The sequence below is a fragment of the Fructilactobacillus sp. X3R2C1 genome, assembly GCF_059901235.1.
In genome coordinates this window covers 88,331-105,096 of sequence record NZ_JBWXVA010000004.1, presented here as the reverse complement: position 1 = coordinate 105,096, position 16,766 = coordinate 88,331, and the positions used below count along the sequence as shown (strand labels likewise).

Genomic DNA, 16,766 nt, shown 5'->3' with positions numbered 1-16,766 from the left:
AATTTATTAACTCATTTGATTGAAAAATTAATTGACTTTTTACTTAACTATTTTTCTGGAACTAAAGACTAGAGAAAAGCTCCTTTCACTTTAGGAAGGAGCTTTTTTACTTAATAGGCAAGCTACATAAAATTATTTTCTTTCATGTTATCCTAGCGATTAATCGCATCACAATCAATCCGTTCCTTATGCTCGCTCAGGTCTAGTCCCTTAGCCTCTTCTTCTGGAGTAACTCGCATCTTCGTAACGTGCTTTAGCACTAACACAATCAAGAAAACCATGACGGTCACAAACACGATACTGAAACCAGTTGCCAGCAGCTGAATCCAAAACTGATGAAGTGAACCACCAGCAAAGATGCCACTAAACTTCACCTGCGGATTAATTGCCTTACTAGCGAACAGTCCGGTCAAAAGACTACCAACAATTCCAGATACCCCATGACAACCGAACGCATCTAACGTATCGTCGACGTGCAAGCGGGGCTTTAAGTATTTAATGAAGGTGTAACTACATAACGTGGCAATGATGCCAATCGCAATCGCACTTCCAATTCCAACAAACCCACAGGCCGGAGTGATGGCAACCAGGCCACACAAAGTTCCGGTACATGCGCCCATCAGGGATGGTGCGCCTAGGATGAAGACGTCCAAAATAATCCACGTTAACATCGAGGTTGCCGTAGCAATCGTGGTCGTCAGCATCGCCTGAAACGCAATGTGATTAATGGCGAGTGCCGACCCACAGTTAAAACCGTACCAACCAAGCCACAAGATGACCGTTCCCAAAAAGACCCAGGTCAGGTTATAAGCCTTGTCGTTTTTGCCGCGCTTGTGTCGTCCAAGCATGATGGCCAGAACCAGGGCGGTAATCCCAGCGTTAATGTGAATGACCGTTCCACCAGCAAAGTCCAAGACTCCCATCTGTTGTAAAAATCCCCCACCCCATACGATGTGAACGAGTGGATAGTAAATCAAGATACACCAGGCAATCGTGAACAGGATTAGGAACTTAAACTTCATCCGGCCAACGATTCCACCAATCCAAAGGGCTGGCGTAATGATGGCAAACATCATCTGAAACAGCATGTATGAACCGTTGGAGATGGGACCGGCAGTTGCTGGGGCGGTAAAGTTGAAATTATGTAACATGAAATCATGCATCCCACCGATAACGTTGAAGTAGTTCCCCGAAAACGAGAGCGAGTAGCCAATGATGACCCACAAAAGAACGGGGATGCTGCACATGATGAAAACCGACATCAGGGTGTTCACCACGTTTTTTCTTGAAACCATCCCGGCGTAGAAAAACGCCAGTCCTGGTGTCATGAAGAACACCAAAATCGTACAAATAAATACAAAAACCTCGTTTGCTGCCATGTAAGTCACGCCCGTTCATCAATTTAGTATACCAATAGTCTAGGCTTTAATTCTCATTTGAACAGGTTTCATGTCTCAATATGTGACATGAAAGACGGAAAAGTTTCATCAAGTCGCCTTTCTTGACGTTTACGCCATATGAGGGTTTACCCTTTACCTGTATTAAGAAGGGAGTTGTTATGATGTCTGTTAAAGATAAAGTAGTTGTCATCACCGGTGGCTCTTCTGGAATGGGAGAAGCAACCGCTAAGTTGGCCCTTACACGAGGTGCCAAAGTGGTCGTTGGATCACGAAATGAAGAAAAATTAGAACGAATGGCCGATGAAGTTGACCATCCCGAAAACTTTGCCTACCAACAAACTGACGTTACGAAAAAAGACGAGGTGCAATCCTTAGTCGATTTAGCCATCAAAAAGTTTGGCAAGCTCGACGTAATTTATAACAACGCTGGCATCATGCCGCAGGGAATGGTTGACGATCCAGCTAAATTGAGCGAATGGCAGGATATTTTAAATACCAATATTATGGGAGTATTGAACGGCATTGTGTCCGCGGTTCCTCAAATGAAGAAGCAAGGTCATGGTTTAATCATGGCCACCGACTCGGTCGCTGGTCACGTGGTTTACCCTGGGTCAGCCGTCTACAATGGTTCCAAGTACGCCGTCAAAGCCATCATGGAAGGGTTGCGTCAGGAACAACACCAAAACGGCATCAAGACCGGGATTGTGTCACCCGGCGCTGTTGATACCAACCTGATGTCAACCGTTCACGACGATAAAATCCAAAGGAGTATTGAACAAAATAACAACACCAAGTATGGCTGGTTAGAACCTGACGACATCGCAGAAATTGCCGTCTTCATGATGAGTCAACCAGAAAATGTTGACATTAACGAAGTCCTGGTTCGCCCAACCGACCAAAACATCTAATAAAACTTTGATTTGACTCCTACTCAATGAGTAGGAGTTTTTTGTCACAGAATCTTAATCAATTTTGAAACCCATTTACTTGAATCAGGACTAAATTTAGCGTTAAATGATCTCGTATTGGAAGTCATAAGTTGGAAGAGGGGTTTTATTATGACAATCGAAAATAAAGTTGTAGTTATCACCGGTGGTAGTTCTGGGATGGGAGCTGCCACCGCCAAGTTAGCTTTGTCTCGGGGAGCCAAAGTGGTCGTCGGTGCTAGAAACGAGGAACAACTTGAAGAGCTTTCCACCGAAGTTGATAATCCAAAAAACTTTTCTTACAAAATTACGGATGTTACTAAGAAAGAAGACGTTCAGGAACTGACCGGCATGGCAATCGACAAGTACGGCCAGCTAGACGTCATGTATAACAACGCTGGCATTATGCCACAGGGACCTGTCGATGACCCGGATCGTTTAGCCGATTGGAAAAAAGCCATTGACACCAACATCATGGGCGTTTTAAACGGGATTATGGCGGCGGTCCCACAAATGAAACAACAGGGTCAAGGTTTAATCATGGCCACCGATTCCGTCGCTGGTCACGTAGTTTACCCTAATTCCGCCGTTTATAACGGTTCCAAGTACGCCGTCAAAGCCATCATGGAAGGTCTCCGTCAGGAACAACACCAAAATGGAATTCGGACTGGGATTGTCTCACCCGGCTTTGTCGACACGAACCTGATGAACACCATCAACGATGACAAGATTAAAAAACAGATTGAAGCTGACAAGCATGGCTGGTTGAGTCCCGAAAACATCGCGGAAATCGCGGTCTTCATGATGAGTCAACCAGAAAACGTTGATATTAACGAAGTCTTGGTTCGTCCAACCGACCAGGATGTGTAAGTGAATAGAGGGTCCTCACTAGTTAGTGAGGACCCTCTTGTTTTGTTATTCAGCAACTCTTTTAAAGAAACCACGGTAAAAGAAAAGAATCAAAAACGTTGAAATCAGTGTAATTGCGAGAAATACAAATGCATAAGCAAGTGAGCTGGACAGGATGTGACCCATGATGAAACTCCCCACCGGCATCGCAATGTTCAAGCAGAAAAACAAGACCGAAAAGACCTTGCCAATTAGTTCCTTATCAACGTTAATTTGAATAAACGTTTGACTAATCACGCCATAGCGCAAAAGAACGACGTTTGCGAAGAACGACAACGCATAAACCGAATAAATATTCTGGAAAATAAAATTCTCAATTAAAATTAGAAGCAAGATAAATATCAGGAAGAATTCACTTTTAAGATTATTAGTCGATTTGAAGAATTTAAGCGAAAAAGCTCCGAATATCCCACCAATCGCCTCAGCACTAATCACCGTTCCGTAGAGTGATTGAAGATCCAAGTTCTTTGACACAAAGACGGGAAAGAAAACGTTTAGTTCCGATGAAAAGAGAGACAGTAAAATACCAAGTAAAACAATAATTTGTAAATTAGAATTATTTAACAAATATTTGAGAGCAATGGCGTATCTGTTCTTGGTATGACCAGAAGCTTGATAGTGAACCAATTTCAATAAACACAAAAATGCGATTACAAAGGATGCTGCATTGATAGCAAGCGCGCCAATGATGTTTAAATACGAATGGGTAAATAAGTATGTACTAACAGCTGGAACAACCACCGTCGCAACCTGTCCCGCAATTGAAATGGATTGATTAAACCTAGGAATCCGATCGGTTTGAATGTACTGACTGATCGCTTTCTTCATCAACGGCGACAATAAAAATCCGTTAAAGTTCAGGACAAACAAAAACAAATTAACAACCCAAATGCTAGGCTTGACTCCACCAAGCGAAGAAAGGTACACAATGTTTAAAACCGAAAATAGAAAAGAAAGTAATTCGGACACTAATATTGCTTTTCCCATGTACTTTGAATCCGCTATGTAACCACCAAAGAAACTGGCCACAAAGTTCGCCGTGCTGGCAATTGCCAGACTAGTTCCTAACGTGGCAGACGAGTGAAATACATTCAAAATCCACAGATCAATCAGGGTATTAAAAACCAAATCGCCAATTTGAGAAAAAAGTCTTGAAAAAAACAATTTAAATTCCAAGATAATTCACTCCTATCTTTTTAATTTGTGTTATGATACGAAAAATCAAAATTATGTTGGCCCCATGTTACATTTTTAATTTAAAATTGCAAGAACAAATGTGAAGTCGATAGCATTTTAAAGGATAGTGAAACCAATGAACGTAGTAATCTTAGCGCCAATTAGTAATCAATTTATGAACTACTTTGATGCCGTTAAAAACGATCAAGATAATCAATATTTAATTTTTATTTTGAAACGCCATCGCAATAATTATCCAGCACAGTTGCCCAATAACATCAAAATTATCGAATTAACTAACTGGAACGAAACGTACATTGATTACGAAATACAACAGCACTTTAAAAATCAAATTGATGTCATCTTTGCTTACTCTGAAGAAGAAATTGAATTTGCTGCAAAGATGAGAAAGAAATATAACGTGCCAGGACAGACCGTCAGGAGTGCTAAGGAATTTAGAGATAAACTAATGATGATCGAAACGGCGCAAAAATCTGGGGTCAAAGTTCCAAGTTTTAAACCAATCAATTCGGTCAATGACTTAATTAATGCTTCAAACCAATTCGGTTTTCCTTTTATCGTGAAGCCACGTGATGGCATGGGATCGATGAAGTCTTACAAAATTCAAAACAAACAACAGTTGATGAAAATTGCCAAAGAACAGAACCTTACTAACTTTATTGCGGAAAAATATATCGACTGGGATTTGTATCACGTGGACGGAATGATATTGAATAATAAACTCGTTTATTTAATTCCATCTAAATACTTTCACAATTTACTCGAATTTCATCACGGAACTTCAACTGGTAGTGTACAGATTGATCCCAATACCAACATCTATCGACAAATTCATGATTTTACCGTTCAACTATTGAGTGCCTTTGAAAAACCAAACAATTTTCTGTTTCATCTAGAGGTTTTTGCCAATAGGAAAGATGTCTGCTTTCTTGAAATTGGTTCCCGCCTAGGTGGAGGACGCATTCTTCCAGAAATTCAAAACGAGTTTCACTTTAATCCAATTCAAGAACTGCTTAAGGCTGATATTTCTGAAGATCATACTCACGTTATTAACCACTCATTTACCACCAAAAACATCAGGGGATTTGTCTTAACCAGTCCTGAAAGCGGCAAGTTACTGCAATATCCTCAAAAAATTCCATTTAAAAACGTTTATGACGTTATCCCCTTCGGCAAAATCGGCCGGATTTATGACAACGCTCATAGTAGTGTTGATGCCATCGTTGGTGTATCAGTCGTTGGAAAAAATCCAGAAGATGTTCAAAGGGAACTGACTAAAATCGATCAGTGGGTTAAACAAAATACGCTTTATCAAAAATAATCACTCATCTACTAAATGAGTGATTTTTCATATAAAAAAAGAAGTAACCATCAAGTTACTTCTTTTAAATAATTATTTAGGTTCAATCTGCACCGTGGCACTCACCGGTCCGTCCGCTAACATTGGTGGCATGTACGGACTTCCAGCGTACTTTCGTTTATATTCGTCACTAACGGCATTTTTGATTTTGTCACTGTCATCAGCTTTAACGAAATTAACCTCGTAATCTTGGTTCGCTAGGTGAATCCGTCCAGCACCCTGCTTCATGGCTGACTTGTACCAGCTGGAATTCTGACCGTTAGCGGCCCGAACGTATAACTTTCCGTTTACCACAACCGACCAAATCCAGGTTGGCGTTCCGTAGGTCACCCCATCATCATAAAACGGTGAAACGTGCATATCATCAGCTTTTGAAAATGCATCTAATTGTTCTTTCGTCCAATCTTTTGCCATTCTTAAGCCTCCTCAACTAATCATTATCAACAATCAATAACGATTTAATGGCTTCCCGCTTATCCATGGCAGCGTAAGCATCCTTGACGTGATCTAAATCAAATTCCTTGGTAAAGACTTTTCCGGGATTAATCTTGCCGTCAAGAACCGCCTTCAGTAATACATCACGGTCGTAGGTGGTAACGGGCGCAATGCCACCACGTAAACCGGTATTGTTATAGAACAAGTTGTTGGTGTTCATCTCGGCCTTTTGCGGAATTCCTACTCGGCCAACGATGGCACCCGGTCTAGCAACCTTAGTTGCCGTATCCACCGACTGCTCGGTTCCAACACATTCAAGGATGGCATCAGCGCCAGCACCGTCGGTTAGCTCCATCACATGCTTAACCGCTTCATCCCCACGTTCTGGGACAATGTCAGTGGCGCCAAACTCCTTGGCTAACTTTTGGCGGTCCTCGTGACGACTCATGGCAATGATTCGTTTTGCGCCACGCAACTTGGCCGCAATTACACCACAAAGGCCGACGGCACCATCACCCATGACGACAACGGTGTCACCATCTTTCACTTCGGCGCTAGCAGCGGCGTGATAACCAGTTGCCATAACGTCAGAGAGGGTAACCAGTGACTTCAACATTTCATCCGAATAGTCCGATGGTTGACCGGGAATCTTGACGAGCCCCCAGTTAGCGTTGATGTATCTGAAGTACTGAGCTTGATAACCAATGTTGGCGCCTTTCTCCTGGTTCATACAGTTACCGTCAAATCCCGCCAAACAAGCGGCACAGTGACCACAACCATGGGTAAATGGGGCAATCACAAAGTCACCGGGTTGAACGTCCTTGACGTCGGACCCAACTGAATCGACAATCCCGATGGCTTCGTGACCAACAAAGGTATCGCGTTTTCGTTCGTCAATGCCACGATACCACCAGAGGTCGGATCCACAAACGCTGGCCCGTACCACCTTGATAATGGCATCGGTTGGTTTTTCAATCTTGGGTTTGGGCGTGTCAACGAGTTCAACATCGCCCGGTTTGATAAATTCCGTTGCTTTCATTTCAATTCCTCACATTCATTTAACTAAGCTTTTCGATTAATTCCTAAACTTTCTCTTACATCCAGCTGGTCATCTTGAAGCAGGCGCGTCGCTAGGTCAGCAATACTGGCAACGGCTACCCGATTACCGCTAACATCTTGACCTTTATACGTAATTTCGTATTCACCACTGCCGTTATCAAACCATCCCGGTCGAATTAACGTGTAATCTAAATCAGAACCTTCAATCACATCGGCCGCCTCTCGATACGGTGCCAGTCGTGGATTGTTCTTCAGGTTCCCACTTGCCGAGATTTCTTCAGGGACTTCATTATAAATACCCATTGACGTAATGAAGACCAGGCGTTTGACGTTTTCATCATCCATGGCGGCCACAATGTTCCTGGCCATTTCCGGTAAGTTGCCACTAAGCGCCACAAACACTTCGTCCTGACCATGCACAACTTTTTCAAGGTCAGATAAGTCATTTACGTTGCCGCTCTCGGCCCGCTCTCGACTGTCATCACTAAACTTTTGACCTGCACTTCTTGAGAAAAGGGTCAGAAAGTCATCGGTTTTTTCCAACAGGTTCTTTCTGACCTCTTGACCGACGTTTCCGGTCGCTCCAATAATTAAAATTTTCTTCATAAATTATGCCTTTCGCATTCTCATTACTTAACGAAATTTTGAATGGTCTTTGGATCACGGTGGTCAAAGAATTGGCTTTCACCCTTGTCTAACTTGGCGATCTCCTTCATATCATCGTCACTTAATTCAAAGTCGAAGATATCGATGTTTTCTTCCATCCGATTCTTATGAGTTGATTTAGCCAGGGTCACGATTCCACGTTGAAATTCCCAACGTAAGATGACCTGACCAACACTCTTTTTGTACTTAGCACCAATTGCTTTCAGGGTTTCGTTGTTAAAGATGGCGTGTTTGCCTTCCGCAAATGGAGCCCAAGCTTCAGGACGAACGTCAAATGATTCCAGATAGTCAACGGCCGTCTTTTGTTGTTCCCAAGGATTAATCTCAATCTGATTAATGGCGGGTTTAACGTCGTTAAATAGTGCCAAATTGGTAATCTGATCATCGTAGAAGTTGGAAACCCCAATGGACTTAATTTTGCCCGCTTTTTGAAGATCTTCAAGGGCCCGCCATGAACCGAAGGTGTCGCCGTAAGGCTGGTGAATCAGGTATAAATCAAGGTAATCCAGTCCCAATTTTTTGAGGCTGGTCTCAAACATTTTCATGGTTTTGTCGTAACCACTGTCAGTGAACCAGACCTTAGAAGTGACAAACAAATCCTCGCGTTTTACGCCAGACTTCTTCAACCCCCGACCCACGGCTTCTTCGTTTCGGTAGTATTGAGCCGTATCGATTAAACGATAACCCGATGCGATGGCGTCGATGACCGATTGTTCAGCCTCTTCTGGGTTGGTGATTTGAAAGGTCCCAAACCCAGTTGCGGGCATCTGGTTGCCGTCATTTAATGTAAAGTATTCCATGATAACTCTCCTTATTTGTTATTTATTGACTACCCATAATTTACACCTTTACTTGGACTTGAATGCAAGTAAAGCGTTTTGTCGAAAAGAAAAAACAACCAAAGATTGGCTGTCTTAAACCGATTCATCTTCAAATTTTGCCATCCAGTACACGTCATGGTAACTTCCGTTGACGTAAAACTGGTCTTTTAAGGTTCCCTCAATCTTAAACCCAAACTTTTCGTAAATATGAACGGCGGGCTTGTTTTGCACGTCAACGTACAAGAAAATCTTGTGGAGGTTTAACGTCTCAAATCCATAGTTCACACAAGCGTCAAACGCCGCCTGGGCAATGCCGTTGCCAACGAATTCGTCACCAAGCGCAATCTCAATCTCAGCGTTTCGATCGCGTGGATTAATATCAATCAATGCCACGATTCCAGCAAACTTGCCCTTGACGTCAATCGCAAAATTGCGAACGGCCGGATCATTGTTCTCACGTTCGTATCTTTCGTTAAGGGACGACATAGAAAGATACGGTTCGGTGAACCAGTAGTCCATGGCTCGTTTATCATTAAACAGTTCATGGAGTTTAGGTAAATCGGTTTTCTCTAAAGCACGTAATTTCATTAATTATTCCTCAGTTGTCTTTTAATTAGTGCCTAAATCTTATCAATCTTTAGCTACTTTGACAATTTATGAAGAAGAAACAGAAGTAAAACAAATGAACCCATAAAATCGACTTTTGGTCTACCTCTATGAGTTCATTCTGTTTCTAATTGTTAATATTGATTATCATTTTGCTTTATCAGGGTGTCCCTGCAAGTAGATGGTGTGGGTATTTAAGAATTCATCAATTCCATGTTTACCATCGTCACCACCAATTCCAGATTCTTTCCAACCAGAATGTGAACCATTAATGGCTTCAAAGTTGTAACGGTTAATGTAGGTTTCACCGTCTTCGAGTTCGTTTGCGGCTCGATGAGCGTTATCCAGATTCTCGGTAAAGATTGATGAAGTAAGTCCAAAGTCACTATCGTTAGCCATCTTGATGGCATCACTTAAGGTCTTGAAGGTCACAATTGGGAGAACTGGTCCAAAGATTTCATCTTGAATAATCTCAGAATCCTGTTTGACGTTCGTGATGACCGTTGGTTCGTAGTAAAAGCCACCTTCGATGTTCAACTTGTGACCACCAGCGGTAACCTTACCGCCAGCTTCAACGGCTCGGTCAACCATTTTCGAAACTTTATCCAAAGCTCCTTGGTTAATCAGTGGACCCATCTCAACGTTTTCGTCCTTCATCGGATCGCCAACCGTGATTTCTGACATTTTCTTCGATAATTTCTTGATAAATTCGTCGGCCACGTCTTCTTGGACGTATACTCGTTCACAGTTATTACAGATCTGACCGTTATTATCAACTCGGGAATCAATGATGGATTGAACCGCCAAGTCAATATCAGCGTCTTTACATACAATGGCGGGAGCTTTTCCACCAAGTTCAAGTGACACTTTGGCCAAATGGGTAGCGGCACTCGTCATGACTCGTTTCCCTGACTCAACCGAACCAGTCAGACTGATAATGCCAACCTTTTTGTTCTTTGATAATTCGTCGCCAACGACCGAACCTGGTCCCGTGACAATGTTAACAACGCCCTTAGGAATGCCAACTTTTTCAACGATCTTAGCGAATTCAAGCGCTAAGTTAGGGGTGTCAGAACTTGGTTTCATCACAATGGTATTCCCGGTGACTAGTGCTGGACCCATCTTTCTGGCAATTAAGAAGAACGGGAAGTTCCATGGTAAGATGCCGGCCGCAACGCCAATTGGCTGCTTTTCAATCATGATACTTTCGTCTTCGTTATCAGATTGAAGGATTTCTCCCTCATAGGTTCGACTGGCACTTCCCATGTAGTCAAAGTAATCGGCTGAGAATAGGATCTCAGTGGTGGCAAGTGACTTAATCTTGCCCTGTTCTTCTTGAAGCATGTAAATCAAATGGTCTTTTTGTTTACGAACTTCGTTTGCGACCGCGTGCAAATACTGACCACGAGTGGCAGCTGGAACCTTCTTCCATGATTCTTCGGCTTTAGCTGCGGCATCGATGGCTTGTTTAGTCTCTTCCTTACTAGCACTAGGAACGGTTGAGATTGCCTGTCCCGTCGCTGGATTGAGCACCGTTAATACTTTTCCTGAATCTGAATCTTTAAATTCTCCGTTAATGTACATTTGGTAATGTTTTAATTCAGCCATAATATGATGCTTCCTTTCAATAACATTTAATTTCAACAATCATGTTAAAGTGATTTAATCAACCTTATTTTCCGGGTTGGTAGTCCTTATCAATTACTAGTACCGGTTTAATCGTCTTTCCGCTGATGGAATCAGCATTGGCTTCGTTGATTTCATCAAATGGGTAGAACTTCTCGGTCTTATCAAAGTCGAACATGCCTAATTGGTAAAAACGAATTAAACGGGGAACGTCGACTTGCGGGATCGAATCACCCATGTTAACACCGACAACCTTGCGATCACTGGTACAAAGGTCGTTCCAAGTATCCAAGTTAATGTGCTGATCGGTTACGGCAATCGTAGCCGTTGTTCCACCTTGAGCCAAGGCTTGAATCGAACTTTCCATGACCTGTTTAACGCCAGTCGTATCAACGGCATAGTCGACTCCGTGCCCATTAGTTAATTTCTTGATGGCTTCAACGGGATCCTCGTCTTTACTGTTGATGGCATCAGTGGCGCCAAGTTCCTTGGCCAACTTTAAACGGGATGGAACGATGTCAACGGCAATCACACTGGTACATCCGGAAATGCGACCAGCCATCATGGCAGCTAACCCAACGGCTCCAGTCCCAAAGACCGCAATCGTTGAGCCGGGCTCGGGCTTTAAAGTATTAAAGACCGTTCCGCTACCAGTCACGTAACCACAACCTAATGGTCCTAACTTTCTCAAATCGAGGTCCTTTGAGACCTTAACGGCGTTTCGTTCACGAACCACCGTGGTCGTGGTAAACGATGATTGGTCAAACATGTCGGCAACATCGTGCCCATTTTCGGTAAAGTGCGCACTGCCGTCGGGACGAACCCCCGATAGGTTATTGGCCGCATAGTTTAAACATTGAGTGGGAATTCCCCTTAAACAGTTAATGCAGTTTCCACAACCATAAAATGACAGAACGACGTGATCGCCGGGCTTAAAGTCTTTTACTTCCGAACCAACCTTTTCGACAATCCCAGAACCTTCATGACCCAGAATAATTGGATAACCAATCTCGGCCGTGCCCTTTCTTAAAGCTTCATCTGAGTGACAAATTCCGGTTGCAACCATGTGAACTTGTAAATCATCTGGTTGCATTTTGGCTAATTCGACATCATCTTTAATTTCGAACTTGCCATTTTTCTTATTAACGACCGCTGCTTCAATCTTCATAAGTAAACCCTCCCATAATGTAAAATTGTTAATTATTGAGCAATTATGATCAAAGAAAAAGCTGATTTCATTAATCAACAATTGATTTTTTAAACTCTTTTCTATAAAACAGGATTGGAATTTTCGAAATGATTGGTTTGATCTGTAACCGCTTACAGATTGTTATACTCGTCTTCTAAAAAAATTCAAGTTATAACACATCAAAATCATAATTATCTAAGAAATTATTCTTCCAAACCCTTGTGTTTCTAGTAGAGTCAAAAGCCAAAAAAATCCCCCAATATTGTGATGGAATAAACTTTAATTATGTATAAAAAAGAGAACCCAAATAAATGGATTCCCCCTTACTTAATTATTTAATTTTTGCTGGATTCAAGATTGGCTTCTCCCAGAAATCAAGCGCACAAATCGAGTTGATAATGTAATAGATGTATTTGCCAACGTTTGCGAAGTTGCCCTGCACGATGGCCTTTAATAACTGGATCAGATTATAGACGAACCAGTATTTCCACTGAACGGTCAGTTTCATGGCGTTTAAAATGTTCGCAGTCAGCGACAAATCAAACGCAATCACAACAATCCAGAATAACAAATGCGTGTAACCATTAGGCCAACCAACCAGATTGGCTCCAAACGAAAATACCAGACTCAAAAGTAAAATGCTGGTCATGACGACCCACTTCTCGATTCCCGTATACGGTTTGGTCGCCTTGTACTTGGCGGTCTTCATCCACTTGTTAATCGCAAAGGTGTAGATGATAAACGTCACCGGATAGGTCACAACCGCCGCTTTATTACCTAAGACATAGTCAATAAAGCCGGACAACACTACGTTAATGATACCAATCACATTGCCGAGGTTATTCATTCTACCGGTCAGACGCGTTGAATAAATGGAGAGGACGGCGTTTACGATCGAAATAATTCCAAACGGAACAAAGACCGCCCATGATCCCCAGTGCGTGACGTCTGCCAGATTCTCCGTCAGATAACCACTCGCAATCGACGCAATCACCACGATTGCGACTCCAACTAGGTCAAACCATCGACTTTTTGCTAATGCATGTAACATTATGAACATCTCCTCATTGTTTTTAGCGAGGCGTATCGGAAGCAACCCTCGTTATTTAGTTTTTTGTTACAAACAATTGAACGGCTTGATTATAACACCATTATCATTACCAGAAGCCAAATTTTGAACGTAAAAAAAGACAACCCGGATGGATTGCCTAATTAATCTAGTTCGATTTGCTTTGACTATCTTTCGCTGTTTCTTGATGCTTAGTCTTAGAACTATCTTTATTCGTAAAATGATTAATGACCATGTGTAAAACAATAATAAACAGGATGGCACCAACTAGGACGCCGACAATTCGCTTTAAACTACCGTTAATGATGTACATCCCACCGACGATATAAATAATTGACTGTGGAATTGACCCAATCACGACCGCTAGGACCAGTAGTTTGCGTGATATTTTGAACCGTGAAGCCGCGTAACTAATTAAATAAACGGGGAAGAACGGGATGGCATAACCAATACACAGAATGATAAAGGGATGCTTAACGTTACTAAAACTCAATTCTTTATCTCGATAATTACTTGCGATATTACGGACGGACTTGATCAACTTAACACTGCATAGTCCACCAAGGGTTAACCCAATTAAATTAATAAAAAAGCCCAAAACGTTCCCGAAACAAATACCGGCTAGCACACAGATTACTTGATAAGGAACAAACGGTAACAGCGTCGCAAACGTTAAAACAATTAAAAACAGAGCCGCATCAATGACCCCATGCTCATGAATTTCTTTGACGGCCACGCCCCTCTGACTCGGATCAAAAAACATCCGAATCTGTGGAAAATAATCTTTAAACAGAATCACTAATCCAATAACAACGATAATCGCTAAAAGACAGTATACGATTTTCTTGTTTTCTAATTTTTTTATGATGATAAACTTCCCCTAACATTAATTGAATAGGGAGATTCTAACACATGTCACGAAACGATAAAACCGATTTTACAAAATTAAATTCGATAATACCATTTCTTTTCTAACTTTCACCACTAGTCTATAATCAATCCTAATAGTCACATTCAAGGAGGTTTTTACTTTGCACATTGATACAAAATTAATTCACGGAGGGATCACTGGTGACAAGGAAACGGGAGCCGTTTCCGTCCCGGTCTATCGCGCCTCAACTTTCAAACAAACTAAGCTGGGCGGCAATCCACGCTGGGAATACTCACGGACGGGCAATCCGACCCGTTACGCCTTTGAAACCCAAATGGCAGAACTTGAAAACGGAACCGCTGGTTTTGCCTTTAGTTCGGGGACCGCTGCCATCAATACCATCTTTTCGATGTATTCCAAGGGTGACCACATCATTGTCGGCCAAGACCTATACGGCGGGACGATTCGTCTAATTAATCAAGTGATGAAACGTTTTGGACTAGAATTCACGGCCGTTGACATGCAAGATGTAGACGCCGTCAAGGCTGCTTTTCAGCCCAACACCAAGGCCATTTACTTTGAGACTCCTACGAACCCACTGCTGACGGTAGCCGACATTCACAAATTATCCGAAATGGCGAAAAAACACGGTGCCAAAACCATCGTTGATAACACCTTTGCGACCCCTTATAATCAGAACCCATTGGATTTGGGCGCTGACGTGGTGGTTCACTCCGCCACGAAGTATCTCGGCGGACACAGTGACGTCGTGGCGGGCGTTGCCGTTACTAACGACGACCAGATTGCCGAACAGTTGGCCTTTCTGCAAAATTCCATCGGTAGTACCCTTGGTCCCGATGACAGTTGGCTGGTTCAACGTGGTATTAAGACGCTTGGTGCTCGCATGCGGGTTCACCAAGACAACACCAATGCGATTCTTGATTTTCTCAAAAATGAACCCAAAGTAGCGAAAGTTTACTATCCTGGTGACCCTGACAATCCGAACTACGAAGTGGCAAAGAAACAGATGCGTAACTTTGGCCCCATGATTTCGTTTGAACTGCAACAAGGACTTTCAGCGAAGACGTTTGTCGAAAGTTTGAAAATTATCACCCTGGCTGAAAGCCTTGGTGGCGTGGAAAGCTTGATTGAGGTTCCGGCGGTCATGACCCATGGTTCCGTTCCAAGAGCAGAACGTTTAAAGGACGGAATTGCTGACGGTCTGATTCGTTTGTCAGTTGGGATTGAGGATAAGGAAGATTTACTAGACGATTTGAAAAAGGCGTTTGATAAAATTTAGGAAACAAAGAACTAGCATATTTAGATACGAATATGCTAGTTCTTTTATTTTGACGAATAATATTTTTTAATCATAAGGTACCAAATTAACTGACAAATAAGTAGAATTACATATGGAACTAACAAGATCCCAAAAGTAATCCATTTTAGTTTAGTGTTTTGAACTACACCCGTCGCATCAACTTTTCTAACAAAAATTAGTGTTGTAAATACAACAAACATTAATGCTTCAAAAATGGATACTCCAGCCCATAATTTCATATGTAAAGTCTTCCAATAATTCTAATAATATTATTTTCACATGATTATACACATTATTCGTAAGGTCGTCTATAATTGTCTAAATGAGCCAATTCCATTGAAGGAGCACCTATCATGAACAATGTTAATCACGCATCAAAAATAATGGGACGCAACATCATGATAGAGAGAAAAAGACACGACTTATCTCAATCTGAACTAGCAAACGGAATCTGTTCACAGTCTATGATTAGTAGTATCGAAATGGGAAATTATATCCCCAATGCCATTCTTCTATCACAAATCTGCCACAAATTAGACATTTCCATTGATAGTGTGCTACTAGCCGACTACTTTGAAATCGGCTCATTCAAAGACATTACGAAAAAAATCGAAAATTTATGTAATCAACATGAATATCGTAAATTGATCGACCTGCTGGACCATTCAGATGTCATCAATCAACTTCACTACGACAAAGATTTTCAGAAATATTACTATTATTATGGTTGTGCGGTATTTCAACTAAAGCAGGATCCAAAGGAATCTGCCAAAATTCTTAAAATGGCATTGCAATACACCTATAATCCAAAAGCTAAGCGAAATTTATCGTCGATTGAAATTCTTCTACTTAGTGCCATTGATTTTATTAATTCCAAATCATCAAAACTTAATAACAAGCAATTCAACTCTTTAATCAATAAAATTAAAAATGGTGACTTCAAAGATTATAGTGAAAATTTGAACGTTGTTTTTTATCAATACGCTTTAGCTCTATACGACCACCAAAAATATAACGATGCAATTAATACTATTTCAGATGGAATTATTTGGATCACAAAAAGCAATTCTAACTATATGTTGTCTGATTTATACTTCTTACTATCAAAATGCTACGAAAAATTGCGTGATAAAGATAATGAAAATAAATCTAGAAAAAATGCCAATGTTTTATCAGATGTATTCAACCAAAAAATTAACAGAAAACTATAAACTTTAGACGGTTTCATAACCTTTTTCTTAGCCAAAGTAAGATAATCAATTTAATAAAAAATAATACAAAGAATATTGCGTAAACTACCAATGCTGTAGT

17 protein-coding genes are annotated in these 16,766 nt (G+C 41.5%); 5 read left to right on the top strand and 12 right to left on the bottom strand.

All coding sequences use genetic code 11. The features are described 5' to 3' along the window. Nucleotides 1-152: 152 nt before the first annotated feature. Nucleotides 153-1,379, bottom strand: coding sequence for an ammonium transporter (locus AC6UDB_RS05305; RefSeq protein WP_500695913.1), 1,227 nt, complete (start codon nucleotides 1,377-1,379; stop codon nucleotides 153-155). A gap of 182 nt (nucleotides 1,380-1,561) precedes the next feature. Between AC6UDB_RS05305 and AC6UDB_RS05300 the strand changes: the two genes are divergently transcribed. Together AC6UDB_RS05300 and AC6UDB_RS05295 are read left to right on the top strand one after the other, a co-directional pair. Beyond that, nucleotides 1,562-2,308 (top strand): SDR family oxidoreductase, encoded by a 747-nt coding sequence (locus tag AC6UDB_RS05300; protein ID WP_500709391.1) that lies wholly within the window; start codon nucleotides 1,562-1,564, stop codon nucleotides 2,306-2,308. Between the two features lie 150 nt (nucleotides 2,309-2,458). Beyond that, nucleotides 2,459-3,196: an SDR family oxidoreductase gene (locus AC6UDB_RS05295; protein WP_500709352.1), complete on the top strand. Its 738-nt coding sequence runs from the start codon at nucleotides 2,459-2,461 to the stop codon at nucleotides 3,194-3,196. A gap of 45 nt (nucleotides 3,197-3,241) precedes the next feature. Here AC6UDB_RS05295 and AC6UDB_RS05290 read toward each other — a convergent pair whose 3' ends face one another. Continuing rightward, nucleotides 3,242-4,411 carry an MFS transporter gene (locus AC6UDB_RS05290; RefSeq protein ID WP_500709351.1) on the bottom strand — a complete coding sequence of 390 codons (1,170 nt, stop codon included), beginning with the start codon at nucleotides 4,409-4,411 and terminating at the stop codon, nucleotides 3,242-3,244. Nucleotides 4,412-4,547: 136 nt separating this feature from the next. On the opposite strand from AC6UDB_RS05290, the gene AC6UDB_RS05285 reads away from it, so the two are divergent. Next, nucleotides 4,548-5,753 carry an ATP-grasp domain-containing protein gene (locus AC6UDB_RS05285; RefSeq protein WP_500709350.1) on the top strand — a complete coding sequence of 402 codons (1,206 nt, stop codon included), beginning with the start codon at nucleotides 4,548-4,550 and terminating at the stop codon, nucleotides 5,751-5,753. 72 nt (nucleotides 5,754-5,825) lie between these two features. Here AC6UDB_RS05285 and AC6UDB_RS05280 read toward each other — a convergent pair whose 3' ends face one another. The 9 genes from AC6UDB_RS05280 to AC6UDB_RS05240 form a co-directional block, all read right to left on the bottom strand. Beyond that, nucleotides 5,826-6,206, bottom strand: coding sequence for a DUF2255 family protein (locus tag AC6UDB_RS05280; RefSeq protein WP_500709349.1), 381 nt, complete (start codon nucleotides 6,204-6,206; stop codon nucleotides 5,826-5,828). A gap of 16 nt (nucleotides 6,207-6,222) precedes the next feature. Beyond that, complete coding sequence (locus AC6UDB_RS05275) at nucleotides 6,223-7,266, bottom strand: zinc-dependent alcohol dehydrogenase family protein (RefSeq protein WP_500709347.1); 1,044 nt, start codon at nucleotides 7,264-7,266, stop codon at nucleotides 6,223-6,225. A gap of 23 nt (nucleotides 7,267-7,289) precedes the next feature. Next, nucleotides 7,290-7,892 (bottom strand): NAD(P)H-binding protein, encoded by a 603-nt coding sequence (locus AC6UDB_RS05270; protein ID WP_500709346.1) that lies wholly within the window; start codon nucleotides 7,890-7,892, stop codon nucleotides 7,290-7,292. Between the two features lie 23 nt (nucleotides 7,893-7,915). After that, nucleotides 7,916-8,752, bottom strand: coding sequence for an aldo/keto reductase (locus AC6UDB_RS05265; RefSeq protein WP_500709344.1), 837 nt, complete (start codon nucleotides 8,750-8,752; stop codon nucleotides 7,916-7,918). Nucleotides 8,753-8,866: 114 nt separating this feature from the next. After that, nucleotides 8,867-9,361 carry a GNAT family N-acetyltransferase gene (locus AC6UDB_RS05260; RefSeq protein ID WP_500709343.1) on the bottom strand — a complete coding sequence of 165 codons (495 nt, stop codon included), beginning with the start codon at nucleotides 9,359-9,361 and terminating at the stop codon, nucleotides 8,867-8,869. 165 nt (nucleotides 9,362-9,526) lie between these two features. Continuing rightward, nucleotides 9,527-10,987, bottom strand: a complete 1,461-nt coding sequence (gene aldA / locus AC6UDB_RS05255) for an aldehyde dehydrogenase (protein ID WP_500709342.1) — start codon at nucleotides 10,985-10,987, stop codon at nucleotides 9,527-9,529. Between the two features lie 64 nt (nucleotides 10,988-11,051). After that, nucleotides 11,052-12,173, bottom strand: a complete 1,122-nt coding sequence (locus AC6UDB_RS05250) for an NAD(P)-dependent alcohol dehydrogenase (RefSeq protein WP_500694228.1) — start codon at nucleotides 12,171-12,173, stop codon at nucleotides 11,052-11,054. Nucleotides 12,174-12,525: 352 nt separating this feature from the next. Next, nucleotides 12,526-13,245 carry a nicotinamide mononucleotide transporter gene (locus AC6UDB_RS05245; protein ID WP_500709341.1) on the bottom strand — a complete coding sequence of 240 codons (720 nt, stop codon included), beginning with the start codon at nucleotides 13,243-13,245 and terminating at the stop codon, nucleotides 12,526-12,528. A gap of 166 nt (nucleotides 13,246-13,411) precedes the next feature. Then, a complete protein-coding gene (locus AC6UDB_RS05240) occupies nucleotides 13,412-14,062 on the bottom strand; it encodes a TVP38/TMEM64 family protein (protein ID WP_500701453.1) in 651 nt (216 codons plus the stop codon). A gap of 232 nt (nucleotides 14,063-14,294) precedes the next feature. On the opposite strand from AC6UDB_RS05240, the gene AC6UDB_RS05235 reads away from it, so the two are divergent. Next, nucleotides 14,295-15,434 (top strand): trans-sulfuration enzyme family protein, encoded by a 1,140-nt coding sequence (locus AC6UDB_RS05235; protein WP_500709339.1) that lies wholly within the window; start codon nucleotides 14,295-14,297, stop codon nucleotides 15,432-15,434. A gap of 44 nt (nucleotides 15,435-15,478) precedes the next feature. On the opposite strand, the gene AC6UDB_RS05230 is transcribed toward AC6UDB_RS05235, so the two are convergent. Further along, nucleotides 15,479-15,694: a DUF3923 family protein gene (locus tag AC6UDB_RS05230; RefSeq protein ID WP_500709338.1), complete on the bottom strand. Its 216-nt coding sequence runs from the start codon at nucleotides 15,692-15,694 to the stop codon at nucleotides 15,479-15,481. A 159-nt stretch (nucleotides 15,695-15,853) separates the two neighbouring features. On the opposite strand from AC6UDB_RS05230, the gene AC6UDB_RS05225 reads away from it, so the two are divergent. Beyond that, nucleotides 15,854-16,666 (top strand): helix-turn-helix transcriptional regulator, encoded by an 813-nt coding sequence (locus AC6UDB_RS05225; protein ID WP_500709337.1) that lies wholly within the window; start codon nucleotides 15,854-15,856, stop codon nucleotides 16,664-16,666. The last annotated feature ends 100 nt before the right edge of the window (nucleotides 16,667-16,766 follow it).